This is a genomic window from Pimelobacter simplex (assembly GCF_900114845.1).
Taxonomy (GTDB): domain Bacteria; phylum Actinomycetota; class Actinomycetes; order Propionibacteriales; family Nocardioidaceae; genus Nocardioides; species Nocardioides simplex.
The window spans coordinates 283,138-299,373 of record NZ_FOUK01000007.1 but is presented as its reverse complement, the minus strand read 5'-3'; the positions used below and the strand labels follow the sequence as shown (position 1 = coordinate 299,373).

General features: G+C 72.9%; 14 protein-coding genes. 11 read left to right on the top strand and 3 right to left on the bottom strand.

Annotated elements, in window-relative coordinates; genetic code table 11:
- The first annotated feature begins 32 nt into the window (after positions 1-32).
- From smc to BM223_RS25665, 9 genes are all read left to right on the top strand, one after another.
- Positions 33-3,575, top strand: a complete 3,543-nt coding sequence (gene smc, locus BM223_RS25705; protein ID WP_038680292.1) for a chromosome segregation protein SMC — start codon at positions 33-35, stop codon at positions 3,573-3,575.
- The gene (locus tag BM223_RS25700) at positions 3,572-4,030 is read left to right on the top strand and encodes an acyl-CoA thioesterase (protein ID WP_038680289.1); all 459 of its coding nucleotides are present in this window, start codon (positions 3,572-3,574) and stop codon (positions 4,028-4,030) included. The genes smc and BM223_RS25700 overlap by 4 nt, the downstream gene beginning before the upstream one ends.
- Before the next feature lie 103 nt (positions 4,031-4,133).
- Positions 4,134-4,322, top strand: coding sequence for a hypothetical protein (locus BM223_RS25695; RefSeq protein WP_038680287.1), 189 nt, complete (start codon positions 4,134-4,136; stop codon positions 4,320-4,322).
- Positions 4,323-4,392: 70 nt separating this feature from the next.
- Positions 4,393-5,544: a signal recognition particle-docking protein FtsY gene (ftsY, locus tag BM223_RS25690; RefSeq protein WP_038680285.1), complete on the top strand. Its 1,152-nt coding sequence runs from the start codon at positions 4,393-4,395 to the stop codon at positions 5,542-5,544.
- Between the two features lie 94 nt (positions 5,545-5,638).
- A complete protein-coding gene (locus BM223_RS25685) occupies positions 5,639-7,003 on the top strand; it encodes an ammonium transporter (RefSeq protein ID WP_052138835.1) in 1,365 nt (454 codons plus the stop codon).
- The gene (locus BM223_RS25680; RefSeq protein ID WP_038680283.1) at positions 7,000-7,338 is read left to right on the top strand and encodes a P-II family nitrogen regulator; all 339 of its coding nucleotides are present in this window, start codon (positions 7,000-7,002) and stop codon (positions 7,336-7,338) included. Before BM223_RS25685 ends, BM223_RS25680 begins: the two co-directional genes overlap by 4 nt.
- 118 nt (positions 7,339-7,456) lie before the next feature.
- Entirely contained in the window at positions 7,457-8,764 is a 1,308-nt protein-coding gene (locus BM223_RS25675) for an ammonium transporter (protein WP_075018762.1), read from the top strand.
- A complete protein-coding gene (locus tag BM223_RS25670; RefSeq protein ID WP_038680281.1) occupies positions 8,761-9,099 on the top strand; it encodes a P-II family nitrogen regulator in 339 nt (112 codons plus the stop codon). The genes BM223_RS25675 and BM223_RS25670 overlap by 4 nt, the downstream gene beginning before the upstream one ends.
- A gap of 16 nt (positions 9,100-9,115) precedes the next feature.
- Positions 9,116-11,344 carry a [protein-PII] uridylyltransferase gene (locus BM223_RS25665; protein ID WP_052138834.1) on the top strand — a complete coding sequence of 743 codons (2,229 nt, stop codon included), beginning with the start codon at positions 9,116-9,118 and terminating at the stop codon, positions 11,342-11,344.
- On the opposite strand, the gene BM223_RS25660 is transcribed toward BM223_RS25665, so the two are convergent.
- Genes BM223_RS25660 through BM223_RS25650 form a run of 3 tightly spaced genes read right to left on the bottom strand, consistent with a single transcriptional unit; the run spans position 11,328 to position 13,993 of the window.
- Complete coding sequence (locus BM223_RS25660) at positions 11,328-11,609, bottom strand: hypothetical protein (protein WP_038680279.1); 282 nt, start codon at positions 11,607-11,609, stop codon at positions 11,328-11,330. The genes BM223_RS25665 and BM223_RS25660 overlap by 17 nt on opposite strands.
- 18 nt (positions 11,610-11,627) lie before the next feature.
- Positions 11,628-11,813 (bottom strand): YbdD/YjiX family protein, encoded by a 186-nt coding sequence (locus tag BM223_RS25655; RefSeq protein ID WP_038680277.1) that lies wholly within the window; start codon positions 11,811-11,813, stop codon positions 11,628-11,630.
- Positions 11,810-13,993, bottom strand: a complete 2,184-nt coding sequence (locus BM223_RS25650; RefSeq protein WP_038680275.1) for a carbon starvation CstA family protein — start codon at positions 13,991-13,993, stop codon at positions 11,810-11,812. The genes BM223_RS25655 and BM223_RS25650 overlap by 4 nt, the downstream gene beginning before the upstream one ends.
- A gap of 189 nt (positions 13,994-14,182) precedes the next feature.
- On the opposite strand from BM223_RS25650, the gene ffh reads away from it, so the two are divergent.
- Complete coding sequence (gene ffh / locus BM223_RS25645; RefSeq protein ID WP_038680273.1) at positions 14,183-15,751, top strand: signal recognition particle protein; 1,569 nt, start codon at positions 14,183-14,185, stop codon at positions 15,749-15,751.
- Positions 15,748-16,113 carry an NYN domain-containing protein gene (locus tag BM223_RS25640; protein ID WP_038680271.1) on the top strand — a complete coding sequence of 122 codons (366 nt, stop codon included), beginning with the start codon at positions 15,748-15,750 and terminating at the stop codon, positions 16,111-16,113. Before ffh ends, BM223_RS25640 begins: the two co-directional genes overlap by 4 nt.
- The last annotated feature ends 123 nt before the right edge of the window (positions 16,114-16,236 follow it).

Below are 16,236 nucleotides of genomic sequence, written 5' to 3'. Positions count from 1 at the left end.
ACCCGACCTGACCGACCCCGAAGGGAGACTGCGTGTATCTGAAGAGCCTGACCCTCAAGGGGTTCAAGTCCTTCGCGTCCGCGACCACCCTGCAGCTCGAGCCCGGCATCACCTGCATCGTCGGCCCCAACGGCTCCGGCAAGTCCAATGTCGTCGACGCCCTCGCCTGGGTGATGGGCGAGGCGAGCGCCAAGAGCCTGCGCGGCGGCAAGATGGACGACGTCATCTTCGCCGGTACGTCGGGCCGCCCCCCGCTGGGCCGGGCCGAGGTCGTGCTGACCATCGACAACTCCGACGGCGCGCTGCCGATCGAGTACTCCGAGGTCACCATCAGCCGGACGATGTTCCGCACCGGCGGCTCCGAGTACGCCATCAACGGCACCACCTGCCGGCTGCTCGACGTCCAGGAGCTGCTCAGCGACTCCGGCATCGGCCGCGAGATGCACGTCATCGTCGGCCAGGGCCAGCTCGACCAGATCCTGCACGCGACGCCGGAGGACCGGCGCGGCTTCATCGAGGAGGCCGCCGGCGTCCTCAAGCACCGCAAGCGCAAGGAGAAGGCGCTCCGCAAGCTCGACTCCACCGAGGGCAACCTCAACCGGCTCAACGACCTGCTCAGCGAGATCCGCCGCCAGCTCAAGCCGCTGGGCCGGCAGGCCGAGGTGGCCCGCCGCGCGGCGACGGTCCAGGCCGACGTCCGCGACGCCAGGGCGCGGCTGCTGGCCGACGACCTGGTGACCGCGCGGACGTCGCTCGAGCAGGAGCTCGCCGACGAGAGCGTGCTCCTCCAGCGCCGCGAGGAGGTCGAGGCCGCGATCACCGCCGCGCGCGAGCAGGAGGCCACGCTCGAGGCCGCGCTGCGCGAGGACCTCCCGGCCCTCTCCGCGGCCCAGGAGACGCTGTCGTCGCTCCAGGCGCTGCGCGAGCGCTTCCGCGGAACGCAGAGCCTCGCCGCCGAGCGGGTCCGCAACGCGGCCGGCGTCGCCGAGGCCGAGGTCGAGACCGGTCGCGACCCCGACGAGCTCGACGCCGAGGCGGCGCGGCTCGCCGCCCACGAGGCCGAGATCGCCGCCCTCGTCGCCGAGCAGCAGGCCGCGCTCGAGGCCGCCGTCGCAGCCCGCCGGGCGTCCGAGGACGCCGCCGCCGCCGAGGAGCGCCGGGTCGCCGGGCTGCTCCGGGCCGCCGCCGACCGCCGCGAGGGCCTGGCCCGGCTGCACGGCCAGGTCAACACGCTGCGCTCGCGCGCCACCGCCGCCGAGGAGGAGATCGGGCGCCTCGAGGCCGCGCGCACCGACGCGATCGCGCGCGCCGACCGCTCCCAGCGCGACTTCACCGCCCTCGAGACCCGCGTCGCCGGTCTCGACGCCGGCGAGGAGGGGCTCGACGCCGAGCACGAGGCCGCCGTCGCGTCGTTCGACGACCTCGAGGAGCGCCTCGCCAAGGTCCGCGAGGAGGCGCAGCAGGCCGACCGCGACAAGGCCGGCCTCACGGCCCGCAAGGAGGCGCTCGAGCTCGGCCTCGCCCGCAAGGACGGCGCCGGCGCACTCCTGGCCGCCAGCGACGAGATCTCCGGCCTGCTCGGCTCGGTCGCCGCGCTGGTCACGGTGCGCTCCGGGTACGAGGGCGCCGTCGCCGCCGCCCTCGGTGCGGCCGCCGACGCGGTCGCCGTCACCGACGCCGACACGGCTGTCGCGGCCATCGACCACCTCAAGACCGAAGACCTCGGCCGCGCCGGGCTGCTGCTCGGCGGGGGAGAGTCCGAGACGCCCGCCTCGTGGCCCGCACTGCCCGCCGGGGTGGCCTACGCCGCCACCGTGGTCGAGTGCCCGGCCCCGGTCCGCCCGGCGCTCAACCGGCTGCTGCGCAAGGTCGCCGTCGTCGACGACCTCCCCGCCGCCCGGGCGCTGGTGGCCGACCTGGCCGACGTCGTCGCGGTCACCCGTGACGGCGACCTGTTCGGCGCGCACTTCGCCTCCGGCGGCTCGCACGCGACGCAGAGCCTGATCGAGATCCAGGCCGCGGTCGACGAGGCCACCGAGGCGCTCGCCACGGCCGTCGCCGACGCCGAGCGGCTCTCCTTCGACCTGGCCCGGATCGAGAACGAGCGGGCCGAGGCCAAGCAGCGGGTCGACGTGGCGCTCGCCAAGCTCCACGAGTCCGACGCCACGCTCGCCGCCGTCGCCGAGGAGCTCGGCCAGCACGGCTCGCTCGCCCGCGCCGCGCGCGCCGAGGCCGAGCGGATGACCGAGGCGATCGCCCAGGCCGAGACCTCCCGCGAGCAGGCCCTGGTCGGCCTCGCCGAGCTCGAGCAGCGCCTCGCGAGCGCCGAGCAGGACTCCGACGAGGAGCCCGACACCACCGAGCAGGAGCGGTTGGTCGAGGCCACCCGCGCCGCCCGGCAGACCGAGATGGAGGCCCGCCTCGCGCTGCGCACCTCCGAGGAGCGCGGCCGCGCGCTGCACGGCCGGGTCGACCAGATGCGCAAGGCCGCCGAGGCCGAGCGGGTCTCCCGGGCCCGCGCCGCCGAGCGCCGCGAGCGGCTGCTCGCCGAGGGCCGGGCCGGCCAGGCGGTCGCCACCGCGGTCACCTTCGTGCTGGCGCGCCTGGAGGCCTCGATCGACGAGGCCACCGCACGTCGTACGTCGGTCGAGGACTCGCGCCGCGGCCGCGAGCACGAGCTCATGGGCGTGCGCCAGGCGCTGCGCGACCTCGGCAAGGAGCACGGCGAGCTGATCAGCTCGGTGCACCGCGACGAGATGGCCCGCGCCCAGCAGCGGATGCGGATCGAGCAGATCGAGACCAAGGCCCTCGAGGAGCTCGGCCTCGAGCCCGACGGGCTCATCGCCGACTACGGCCCCGACCAGCCCGTCCCCGTGCTCGAGCCGGCCGTCGCCGTCCCGCGGACCGTGCCCTACGTCCGCGACGAGCAGGTCAAGCGCCTCAAGTCCGCCGAGAAGGCGCTGTCGATGCTCGGCAAGGTCAACCCGCTCGCGCTCGAGGAGTTCTCCGCGATGGAGGAGCGCCACCAGTTCCTCTCCGAGCAGCTCGAGGACCTGCGCCAGACCCGCAAGGACCTCCTCGACATCGTCAAGGACGTCGACGCCCGGGTCGAGGCGGTCTTCACCGAGGCCTACGCCGACGTGACCAAGGCCTTCGACCAGACCTTCGCCCGCCTGTTCCCGGGCGGCGAGGGCCGGCTGGTCCTCACCGACCCGGCCAACATGCTCACCACCGGCATCGAGGTCGAGGCCCGCCCGCCGGGCAAGAAGGTCAAGCGGCTCTCGCTGCTCTCCGGCGGCGAGCGCTCGCTCGTCGCGGTCGCCTTCCTCGTCGCCCTGTTCAAGGCTCGGCCCTCGCCCTTCTACATCCTCGACGAGGTCGAGGCCGCGCTCGACGACACCAACCTCGGCCGGCTGCTCGAGATCTACGAGGAGCTGCGCGAGAACTCCCAGCTGCTCGTCATCACCCACCAGAAGCGGACCATGGAGGTCGGCGACGCGCTCTACGGCGTCACCATGCGTGGCGACGGCGTCTCGGCTGTCATCAGCCAGCGGCTGCGGGACGAGTCGGCGTGAGCGCACCCGACCGCAGCCGGCCCGACCGGTCGGCCTACCGCGCCTGGCGGACGGCGACCACCCGCTGGTCCGACGACGACGTCTACGGCCACCTCAACAACGCGCGCTACTTCGACCTGATCGACACCGCGGTCAACGCGCACCTGCACGACGCCACCGGCACCGACATCCGGCGGCTGCCCGCGATCGGCGTGGTGGCCGAGGTGTCCTGCCGCTACTTCGCCGAGATGGGCTACCCGCGCCCGATCGAGATGGGCCTGGCCGTCGAGCGGCTCGGCACGTCGTCGGTGATCTACCGGGTCGGTCTGTTCCAGGGCGACGCCGACGGCGAGGGTGCGCTGGCGTGCGCCGAGGGCCGCTTCGTGCACGTGTACGTCGACGACACCGATCCCGCGCGCCGGCCGACGCCGGTGCCCGACGTCATCCGCGAGGCGCTCGCGCCGCTCGTGGTGTGACCTCGGCCTCTCCGGCGCTGCCTGCGGGCGAGCCGAGGCCGAGCGGCGTGGACCGCCGAGGCAGGATGGGGAGCGACGGAGATCCCTACTCGGAGGAGTCGAAGTGCTGTTCGTCGTACTGGCGGTCCTGGTCAGCCTCGCGGTCGCGGGGGTCGTGGTCCTGTACGTCGCCTACCCGCACCGCGGTGAGCAGGTGCCCGGCGTCCCGTGGCTGGGCGACGCGATGGCGAAGGCGGCCGACGCCGCCCCGGTGATCGAGGACGAGGAGCGCGACGTCCTGCGCCTGCAGTAGCCGCCTGCCGACGCGGCGGCCGGTCCCGGCCGATTCCGGCGCCGGGGCGCGCGCGTGATGGGATGACCCCATGCAGGAATGGCTCTACCTCGTCATCGGGATCGCCGTCGTCGGCGTCCTCGCGATCGCCGGCTTCGTCGGCACCCGGGTACGGCGCTCCGGGCGGCTGCCCGAGGACACGTCGACCGACGTCCTCACCACCCCGGTCGAGACGCCTCCGGCGACCGCCGAGGCTCCCGTCGTCGAGGCGCCGGCCGAGGTCGATCCCGAGCCGGAGGTCGCTCCGGCGCCCTCCCTCGAGACCCCCGAGAAGCCGGCGTCCCGCCTGGTCCGGCTGCGCCAGCGGCTCGCCGGCTCCAACGCGCTGGGCCGCGGTCTGCTCGGCCTGCTGAGCCGGGACCAGCTCGACGAGGACACCTGGGAGGCGATGGAGGACCTGCTCCTCGCCGCCGACATCGGTGTCGCGCCCACCCAGGAGCTGGTCGAGCGGCTGCGCACCCGGCTGCGGGTCGAGGGCGGCAAGACCCCCGACGCCCGCACCGTGCTCCGCGAGGAGCTCATCAACCTGGTCGACCCGACGATGGACCGCGCGCTCAAGGTCAGCGGCGAGGGCGACGCGCCCGGCGTCGTCCTGGTCGTCGGCGTCAACGGCACCGGCAAGACCACGACCGTCGGCAAGCTCGCCCGGATCCTCGTCGCCGACGAGCGCACCGCGCTCCTCGCCGCCGCCGACACCTTCCGCGCCGCCGCCACCGAGCAGCTCGCCACCTGGGGTGACCGGGTCGGCGTCGAGGTCGTCCGCGGCCCCGAGGGCGGCGACCCCGCCAGCGTCGCCTTCGACGCGGTCAAGCAGGGCATGGACCGCGGCGTCGACACCGTCGTCGTCGACACCGCCGGCCGCCTGCAGAACAAGCAGGGCCTGATGGACGAGCTCGGCAAGGTCAAGCGCGTCATCGAGAAGCAGTCCCCGGTCACCGAGGTGCTGCTCGTCCTCGACGCCACCACCGGCCAGAACGGCCTGATCCAGGCCAAGGTCTTCTCCGAGGTCGTCGACGTCACCGGCATCGTGCTCACCAAGCTCGACGGCTCCGCCAAGGGCGGCATCGTGATCGCCGTCCAGCGCCAGCTCGGCGTCCCGGTCAAGCTCGTCGGTCTCGGCGAGGGCCCCGACGACCTGGCGCCGTTCGACGCGGCCGCGTTCGTCGACGCGCTGCTGGGCTGAGGCGTCACCGGACCGTAACGGAGCCGCGGCACTCGTTACGAGCCCGAAACAAGCGGCCGCGCGCCCCGAAACCTCGCGACCCGAGGGTCGGGGCATGGAAAATGGCTACTACACCTGGATGCTGGTGTCGGCCTCGCTCGTCCTCTTGATGACCGCCCCTGGCCTGGCGCTCTTCTACGGCGGCATGAGCCGGACCAAGTCGGTTCTCAACATGATGATGATGTCGTTCAGCGCCCTCGGCGTCGTCGGCATCGTCTACGCCCTGTGGGGGTGGTCGATGTCGTACAGCACGACGTTCGCCACCGCCGACGGGGCCACGGGCAAGGAGATCGCCAAGCTCTTCTCGAACCCGTTCACGCAGTTCGGCCTGGAGAACACCGATCCCGCGAACTACGTCTTCGTGGCGTTCCAGCTGACGTTCGCGGTGATCACCGCGGCGCTGATCAGCGGTGCCGTCGCGGACCGGATGAAGTTCTCGGCGTGGCTGGTCTTCCTCCCGCTGTGGGTCACGCTGTCGTACTTCCCGCTGGCCCACATGGTGTGGGGCGGGGGCTTCCTCAGCGGGGTCGAGAACGGTCTGGCCGACCTCCTCTTCTCCGGTGACGGCGGCGCGGCGGTCGCCCCGATCGACTACGCGGGCGGCACCGTGGTGCACATCAACGCCGGTGTGGCGGGCCTGGTGCTGGCGCTCATGCTGGGCAAGCGGATCGGCTTCGGCAAGGAGCCGATGAAGCCGCACAACCTGACGCTGACGATGATCGGCGCCGGCCTGCTCTGGTTCGGCTGGTTCGGGTTCAACGTGGGCTCGATCGTCAACCTCGACGCCTACACCACCGAGACGGGCCTGGTCTGGCTCAACACGACGCTCGCCACCTGCGCAGCGATGATGGGCTGGCTGGCCGTGGAGAAGCTCCGCGACGGTCACGCCACCTCGCTCGGTGCCGCCTCCGGCGTCGTCGCCGGTCTGGTCGCGATCACCCCGGCCTGCGGCAACCTCGTGCCCTGGAGCGCGATGGTGCTCGGCCTGGTCGCCGGCGGCCTGTGCGCCCTGGCGGTCGGCCTCAAGTACAAGCTCGGGTACGACGACTCGCTCGACGTCGTCGGCGTCCACCTGGTCGGCGGTCTGGTCGGCACGATCGGCGTCGGCTTCCTCGCCTCCAACGACGGTGGCCTGCTCACCGGCGGCGGCCCGAAGCAGCTGGTCGTCCAGGTCGTGGTCGCCCTGTTCGCGATCATCTGGTCCGCGATCGCCACGCTGGTGGTCGGGCTCCTGGTCAAGGCGGTCATCGGGCTCCGGCTCGAGGACGACTCCGAGGTCGAGGGCATCGACTTCGTCGAGCACGGCGAGGCCGCGTACGACTTCGGCGCCGGGGGCGGCGCCCGTCGTACCTCCTCGCTCCTGGGCACCGGCGCACCGGCGCCGGCACCCGCGCCCACCGCATCGGAGGTCAACGCATGAAGCTCGTCACCGCGGTCATCAAGCCGCACAAGTGGGAGGACGTCCGCGAGGCGCTGGAGGCGTTCGGCGTCGCGGGGATGACGGTCAGCGAGGTCAGCGGCTACGGCCGGCAGAAGGGCCACACCGAGGTCTACCGGGGCGCGGAGTACGACATCGCGCTGGTCCCGAAGATCCGGATCGAGATCGTCGTCGACGAGTCGGACGCCGCGGACGTGGTCGAGATCATCGCCAAGACCGCGCACACCGGCCGGATCGGGGACGGCAAGGTCTGGGTCAGCCCGGTCGACACCGTGGTCCGGGTCCGCACGGGCGACAAGGACGTCGCCGCCCTGTAGACGACCTGGGGAACCACGAGGCCGGGATCCGCGACCGCGGATCCCGGCTTCACCCATGTGTAACGCTCCCGGGAAGACCTGTTACACCCGTGAAACAAAGCGCCCGCACAGTGGGCGGATGCCCGATCTGCTCCCTCTCGCCGCGACGCCGGCGACCGCTGCCGGCGACACCGCCTGGCTGCTCGCCGCCGCGGCGCTGGTGCTGCTCATGGCACCGGGTCTCGCCTTCTTCTACGGCGGGATGGTCCGGTCCAAGAGCGTGCTCAACATGATGATGATGGTCTTCGGAGCGCTCGCCGTCGTGATGGTGGTGTGGGTGCTCGCCGGCTACTCGCTCGCCTTCGGTGACGACATCGGCGGCGGCCTGCTGGGCGACCCGACCCAGTACCTCGGCTTCCGCGACATGCTCGCGCCGGACCCGGACGCGGACTACCCGATCACCCTCTTCGCCGCCTTCCAGGGCCTGTTCGCGGTGATCACCGTCGGCCTCATCGCCGGCGCGATCGCCGACCGGACCCGGTTCGGCACCTGGCTGCTGTTCGCCGGCCTGTGGACCCTGCTGGTCTACGCACCGGTCGCGCACTGGATCTTCGGCGGCGGCTGGATGCAGGAGCGGCTGGGCGCCCTCGACTTCGCCGGCGGTACGGCGGTCGAGATCAACTCCGGTGCCGCCGGGCTCGCCGCGGCGCTGGTCCTCGGCCGGCGGGTGGGCTTCGGCCGCGACCCGATGAAGCCGCACAACCTGACGCTGGTCATGGTCGGTGCGGGGCTGCTGTGGTTCGGCTGGTTCGGCTTCAACGCCGGCTCCGCGCTCGCCGCGGACAACACGGCGGCGATCGTCTTCGTGAACACGCTGCTCGCCGGGTGCACGGGCCTGCTCGCCTGGCTCGGCGTCGAGCGCTTCCGCGACGGCCACGCGACGTCGTTCGGCGCGGCCTCGGGCGTCGTCGCCGGCCTGGTCGCGATCACCCCGTCGTGCGGCGCCGTGACGCCCATCGGCGCGATGCTCGTCGGCGTCGCGGCGGGCGCGATCTGCGCGCTCGCGGTGGGCCTCAAGTACACCTTCCGGTACGACGACTCGCTCGACGTCGTCGGCGTCCACCTGGTCGGCGGCCTGGTCGGGACGATCCTCATCGGCCTGCTCGCGTCGACCTCGGTCACCGGCGTCGACGGCCTGTTCTACGGCGGTGGCACCGGCCAGCTCGGCCGCCAGCTCGTGGCCGCGGGCGCGACGCTGGTGTTCTCGTTCGTGATGACCGCGCTGCTCTTGTGGGTCCTGGAGCGCACGGTCGGCTTCCGGGTCGACCCGGACCACGAGGTGGCCGGGGTCGACCTCGTGATCCACGCCGAGACGGCGTACGACCTGCACGCCACCGGTGGGGCTCGCCCCCATTTCGGTCCCGGGACTGGCACGCTGCACCCATGAAGCTGATCAGCGCGGTGGTCAAGCCGCACAAGTGGGAGGACGTCCGCCAGGCGCTGGAGGTCGTCGGCGTCACCGGGATGACCGTCAGCGAGGTGAGCGGGTACGGCCGGCAGAAGGGTCACACCGAGGTCTACCGCGGCGCCGAGTACGACATCGCGATGGTGCCCAAGGTGCGCATCGAGATCGTCGCCGACGACGCCGACGTCGACCGGATCGTCGAGACCATCACCACCGCCGCCCAGACCGGGCGCGTCGGCGACGGCAAGATCTGGGTCACCCCGGTCGAGTCCGTGGTCCGGGTGCGCACCGGCGACACCGGACCGGCCGCGGTCTAGCCCGCCCAGGACCTGGATGACCGCCGCCGAGCGCGCTGCCCGAACCGAGGCCGCCGACGCCCTGACCCGCAGCGCGTACGACGGCGCGGGCGGCACCGACACCGGGACCGCGCTGGTGGCGGTCGGCGGCTACGGCCGGGGCGAGCTGGCGCCGTACTCGGACCTCGACCTGGTCCTCGTCGCCGACGAGGGCCTGCCCGAGGAGCAGTGGCGCGAGCTCGCCGGGCACGTCTGGTACCCCCTGTGGGACTCGGGCCACCAGATCGACCACTCGGTGCGCACGCTGCCCGAGATGCTGGCCGCGGCCGAGGGTGACGTGCGGGTCGCGTCGGGGCTGCTCGACGCGCGCCACGTCGCCGGCGACCACAGCCTCGCGCTGCGGCTGCGCACGACCGTCCTGGCCCACTGGCGGCGCCAGGCCCGGGAGCGGCTGCCCGAGCTGCGCGAGCTGGTCCGCAGCCGGCACCGGCTCGTCGGCGAGCTCGCGCACCTCTCGCTGCCCGACCTCAAGGAGGCCGAGGGGGGACTGCGGGACGCGACCGTGCTCAAGAGCCTCACGGCGACCTGGCTGGTCGACGTCCCGGCGGCCGACCTGGAGCGCTGCCGCCAGCAGCTCCTCGACGTCCGCGACCTGCTCCACGCCGCGGCCGGCCGGGCCACCGACCGGATCGCCCCCGAGCACTGGGCGGCGCTCGCCGAGGGGCTCGCACTGCCCGACGAGGCCGCGGCCCAGCGCTACGTCCGTGAGCTCGGGCGCCGGGTCACCCACCTCTCACGGCTGGCCTGGCGGCGCACCGACGACGCCCTCCGGCGGACGCCGGCCGCGCGTCCCCGCCGCCCCGAGCTGACCCGGCTCGCGCCAGGGGTCGCGCTGTCCCAGGGCGAGGTCGTGCTCGAGCGGGGCGCCCGCCCCGAGCGCGACCCGGTGCTGCTGCTCCGCGCGGCGGCCGAGGCGGCGGTGCGCGACGTCGTCCTGGCGCCGCCGACCGCCGCGCGGCTGGTGCGCGACTGCCCGCCGCTGCCGGTGCCGTGGCCCGACGAGGCGCGCCGCCAGCTGGTCCGGCTGCTCGCGGCCGGCCCCGGCCTGCTGGGCGTCTGGGAGACGCTCGACGAGACCGGTGCGCTCGACCGGATCCTGCCCGAGTGGGAGCGGATCCGGCTGCTGCCGCACGCCTCGGCGATCCACCGGTTCACGGTCGACCGACACGTCGTCGAGACCTGCGTCGAGGCGGCGGGCCTGATCCGCGACGTCTCGCGCCCCGACGTGCTCGTCGTCGCGGCGCTGCTCCACGACATCGGCAAGGGCGGGCTGACCGAGCACAGCGTGGCGGGGGCGCCGATCGCCCGGGCCATCGCGGAGCGGATGGGCTTCGGACCCGACGAGGCCGAGCTGATCGGCCGGCTCGTGCGCTGGCACCTCCTGCTCGCCGACGTCGCGACCACCCGCGACCCCGACGACCCGGCCACGGTCGAGAAGCTCACCGAGCACATCGACACGCCGGAGGCGCTCGCGCTGCTCACCGCGCTCACCGAGGCCGACGCGAAGGCGGCCTCGCCCAAGGCCTGGTCGTCGTGGCGGGCCGGCCTCGTCCTCGACCTGTCCCGCCGGGCCCGTGCGGTGCTGGAGCGGGGGAGCGCCCCGCCGGCCTTCGGCGACGAGCAGGTGCCCGTCCCGCCCGAGGTCGCCGACGGCGAGGTCGCGATCGCCGTCGAGCCCGTCGCCGACGGCTCCCGGGTCACCGTCGTCGCCCTCGACCGGGTGGGCCTGCTCGCCGACGTCGCCGCGCTCTTCGCGCTGCGCCGCGTCGCGATCCGCGCCGCCCGGCTGTGGGCGCAGGGGGAGCACGCCGTCTCGGTCTGGGACGTCGACGCCGACCACCTCGACGTCGGCGCGCTGCACGACCAGCTCGACGCCATCGTCGCCCGCCGGGTCGACCCGGCCGAGCGACTCGCGCCCCGCCGGGCGCCCGGCGACCTCGACCCGGCGGTCGTCGTGCGGCCGGAGGCGAGCGACCACGCGACCGTGATCGAGGTCCGGGCGGCCGACCGGCTCGGCGTCGTCCACCAGGTGAGCGCGGCGCTGGCGGCGCTGGAGATGACGGTCCGCTCGGCCCACATCTCGACGCTCGGCCCCCAGGCGGTCGACGTCTTCTACGTCCAGGAGGCGGCTGCGGGCGCGCTGTCGGACACCCGCGCGGCCGAGGCGGCGCACGCCGTGCGGCGTGCGCTCAGAGGCTCTTCCTGATCCTCGCGACACCCTTGCTCAGGTCGACCTGGACGGGCCGGTCGTCGTCGTCCGGGTTGGGGGTGACGGTGCCCTGGTTGTCGTGGGACTTGAGGTCGCGGTCGGCCCGCGCCCGTGCGGGGTCGAAGACGTCGATGAAGCTGCCGAGGCCGTCGGCCATGCCGCTGCTGCCGGCGCCGCCGTTGCGCAGCGTGCGGTGCCCGGCCACGACGACCAGCACGAGCAGGACCAGCCCTGCTCCGGCGAACACCGCGACGGTCGTCATCCCGTCAGCATAGGCACGTCAGCAGCAGCGTGCCTGCGGGTCGTGCTCCTTCGCGTCGGCGCGGTGCCGCTCCCACGCCCGCCGCGACATCGGGACGACGTCGTCGCGGGCGCAGCGCTCGACGTACTCGTCCCAGCGGGCCTCGCCGGTGAGCTCGCGGACGTACCAGCGGACGCCGCGCCAGGCGCGCGCCAGCGCGGTCATCGCCGGCTCCCCGTGAGCCGCGACTGCTCCCACTCCCGGACGGCGGCCTTCTCGTCGGCCGTCGCGAAGAAGTCGGCCGGCGCCACCACGTGCGACGGGACGGCGGGCACCTCGGTGGTGGGCAGGCCGCCGGCCCGGATCGCCCGGATCCAGACCAGGACGGCGTTGGCCACCACGACGATGACCAGGATCGCGAACGTCAGCTGGAGCACGCCGTTGGTGGTCGAGTTCGTGATGATCTGGTCCATCTGCCCGCCGTCCTTGGCGGGGGCGAGCACCTGGCCGGCGTCGCGTGCCTCGCGGTAGCGGTCGGCCTGGGCGAAGTAGCCGATCGCGGGGTTGTCCGAGAAGACCTTCTGCCAGCTCGCGGTCATCGTCGTGACGAGGTCCCAGACCAGGGGGACCAGCGGCACCCACACCCACCGGGCCTTGCCGTGCTTGAGCATCAGCGTCACGCACAGGCACAGCGCGATCGCGGCGAGCAGCTGGTTCGAGATGCCGAACAGCGGGAACAGCTGGTTGATGCCGCCGAGCGGGTCGGTCACGCCGACGTAGAGCATGTAGCCCCAGGCGGCCACGACGATCGCGCTGGCGCTCCACGCGGCGGGCTTCCACGAGGTGTCGCCGAAGCGGTGCCACACGTTGCCGATCGTGTCCTGGAGCATGAACCGGCCGACCCGGGTGCCGGCGTCGACGGCGGTGAGGATGAACAGCGCCTCGAACATGATCGAGAAGTGGTACCAGAACGCGGCCAGCCCGCCGCCGAACGCGTCGCTGAAGATCTGGGAGATCCCGACCGCGAGCGTCGGGGCGCCGCCGGTGCGGGAGACCAGCGTGGGCTCCTGGACGGCGGCCGCGGCCTGGGTGAGCGTGTCGGGGGAGAGCGTGAAGCCGAGCGTCCCGACGAACTCCGCCGCGCTCGACGCGGTGCCGCCGGTCGCCCCGGCCGGGCTGTTCATCGCGAAGTAGAGGCCCTGGTCGATCACGCAGGCCGCGATGAGGGCGCTGATGGCGACGAAGGACTCCATCAGCATGCCGCCGTAGCCGATCATCCGGACGTGGCTCTCCTTGGCGATCATCTTCGGCGTCGTGCCTGACGCGATGAGCGCGTGGAAGCCGGACAGGGCGCCGCAGGCGATCGTGATGAACACGAACGGGAACAGCTTCCCGGCGAAGACCGGGCCGTCGCCGTCCATCGCGAAGCTGGTGATGTCGTCGTTCTGGAGCACAGGACGTGCGAGCACGAGGCCGACCGCCAGCAGCACGATCACGCCGACCTTCATGAACGTCGAGAGGTAGTCGCGCGGGGTGAGCAGCATCCACACCGGCAGCACCGAGGCGACGAAGCCGTAGACGATGAGGCAGATGGTCAGCGTCTCGTGGGAGAGCGTGAGCGTGTCGCCGAGTCCGGTGTCGTCGATCCAGCCGCCCACGATGATCGCGGCCAGCAGCAGCGCGACGCCGATCGCCGTCGTCTCGGAGACCCGGCCGGGGCGCAGATAGCGCAGGTAGAAGCCCATGAACAGCGCGATCGGGATGGTCAGCCCGATCGAGAAGACGCCCCAGGGCGACTCGGCGAGCGCGTTGACGACGACCAGCGCGAGCACCGCCAGGATGATGATCATGATCGCGAAGACGGCGATCAGGGCCGCGGTGCCGCCGACGACGCCGATCTCCTCGCGCACCATCTGGCCCAGGCTCTTGCCGTCGCGGCGCATCGAGAAGAAGAGGACCATCATGTCCTGCACCGCGCCGGCCAGGATGACGCCGACGATGATCCAGATCGTGCCGGGCAGGTAGCCCATCTGGGCGGCCAGCACCGGACCGACGAGCGGCCCGGCGCCCGCGATCGCCGCGAAGTGGTGCCCGAAGAGCACCCGGCGGTCGGTGACGTCGAAGTCCTGGCCGTTCTCGAGCCGCTCGGCCGGCGTGGCGCGGCTGTCGTCGACCTGGAGCACCCGGTCGGCGATGAAGCGCGCGTAGAACCGGTAGGCGATGGCGTACGACGCCAGCGCGGCGAACAGGATCCAGAGCGCCGACACCTCCTCGCCGCGGGAGAGCGCCAGCACCGTCCAGCAGACGGCTCCGACGAGGGCGATGCCGCCCCAGATCGCGACCCCCGCGGGGGTCGGCCGGCGGCGTGGACCGCCCGGTCGTCGTACGGGTGTCGTGGTCGCCATGGCGGAACCTCCTTGCCCCCTGCGGGGTGCCCCCGGTGGCACTCCCGACCTCCGCGCAGCGTGCCGGGCACCCGCGCAGTACCCTCGGACCTCCGCCGCAGACGTCGGGCTTCGGAGCACGCACGGCTACGATCGGTGGTCGAGACCCTCCACTTTTCTACCGACGACTCCGACGAGGACGCAACGCTCTTGTTCGCCACACTTTCCGACCGCCTCACCGCGACCTTCAAGAACCTCCGCGGCAAGGGACGGCTCTCCGAGGCCGACATCGACGCGACCGCCCGGGAGATCCGCATCGCGCTCCTCGAGGCCGACGTCGCGCTGCCCGTCGTCAAGGAGTTCGTCGCCGCGATCAAGGAGCGCGCCCGCGGCGAGGAGGTCAGCGGTGCGCTGAACCCCGCCCAGCAGGTCGTCAAGATCGTCAACGACGAGCTCGTCGCCATCCTCGGTGGCGAGACCCGCCGGCTGCGCTACGCGAAGTCCGGCCCGACCGTCATCATGCTCGCGGGCCTCCAGGGTGCCGGCAAGACGACGCTCGCGGCCAAGCTCGCGCTGTGGCTCAAGGAGCAGGGCAAGACGCCGATGCTCGTCGCCTGCGACCTGCAGCGGCCCAACGCCGTCCAGCAGCTCCAGGTCAACGGCGAGAAGGTCGGCGTCCCCGTCTACGCGCCCGAGCCGGGCAACGGCGTCGGCGACCCGGTCTCGGTCGCGAAGGCCTCCATCGAGGAGGCCAAGCGCAAGCTGCACGACGTGGTCATCGTCGACACGGCGGGCCGCCTCGGCGTCGACGCCGAGATGATGGCGCAGGCGGCGGGCATCCGCGACGCCGTCCAGCCCGACGAGGTGCTGTTCGTCGTCGACGCGATGATCGGCCAGGACGCGCTCGTCACCGCGCAGGCCTTCCTCGACGGCGTCGGGTACGACGGCGTCGTCCTCACCAAGCTCGACGGCGACGCCCGCGGTGGTGCCGCCCTCTCCATCCGCCAGGTCACCGGCCGGCCGGTCATGTTCGCCTCCTCCGGCGAGAAGATGACCGACTTCGACGTCTTCCACCCCGACCGGATGGCCTCGCGCATCCTGGACATGGGCGACGTCCTCACCCTGATCGAGCAGGCCGAGAAGGCCTTCGACCAGGAAGAGGCGCTCAAGGCGGCCGAGAAGCTCACCGGCGGCGACTTCACGCTCGACGACTTCCTGTCGCAGATGCAGCAGCTCAAGAAGCTCGGCTCGATGCAGAAGATCCTCGGGATGCTGCCCGGCATGGGCCAGATCCGCGAGCAGCTCGAGAACTTCGACGAGCGCGAGATCGACCGGGTCGAGGCGGTCATCCGCTCGATGACGCCCGCCGAGCGCGCCAACCCCAAGATCATCGACGGCTCCCGCCGCGCCCGCATCGCCAAGGGCTCGGGCCGCACCGTCTCCGACGTCAACCAGCTCGTCGACCGCTTCTTCGAGGCGCGCAAGATGATGATGCAGATGGCCAAGGGCGGCGGGATGCCCGGCATGCCGGGGATGCCCGGCATGGGCGGTCCCGGCGGCGGCAAGCGGGTCAGCGCCAAGCAGAAGGCCAAGCAGACCAAGGGCAAGGGCGCGCGCAAGTCGGGCAACCCGGCCAAGGCGGCCCAGGAGGCCGCTGCGGCCGCGGCGAAGGCGGCCGAGGCCAAGCCCAACCCGTTCGGCATCGGCCAGGACATCGACTACGAGGCGGCCGCCGAGAACCTCGAGCTGCCCAAGGACTTCTCCAAGTTCCTCAAGTGAGCACGCTCATCGTCGACGGCGCCAACGTCGTCGGTGCGCGCCCGGACGGCTGGTGGAAGGACCGTGCGGGCGCCGCGGCCCGGCTGCACGAGCAGCTCCTGGTCGCCGACATCGAGTACGACGTCGTCGTCCTGGTGCTCGAGGGGCAGGCCAAGGGCGGCGTCCGGGCCGGCCGCGACGCCCACGTCCGCACCGTCCACGCCCCCAAGGACGGGGACGCGACGATCGTCGCCGAGGCCGCCAAGGCCGCCGAGAAGGGCGGCCGCGTCGTCGTGGTGACCGCCGACCGCGCCCTCGACGCCCGCGTGCACGGCGTCGGCGCCACCACCCTGACACCCACCTGGCTCCTGTCGCGACTCTGACCCCTCCACGAAGTGGGGAGGTTGCGGGCACGAAGTGCGGAGGTTGCGGGGCCGAGGTGAGCGCGCGATGGGCGGGGGCGAGTCTCGAACCCGCAACCGGCGCACTTCGTGGCCGCAACCGGC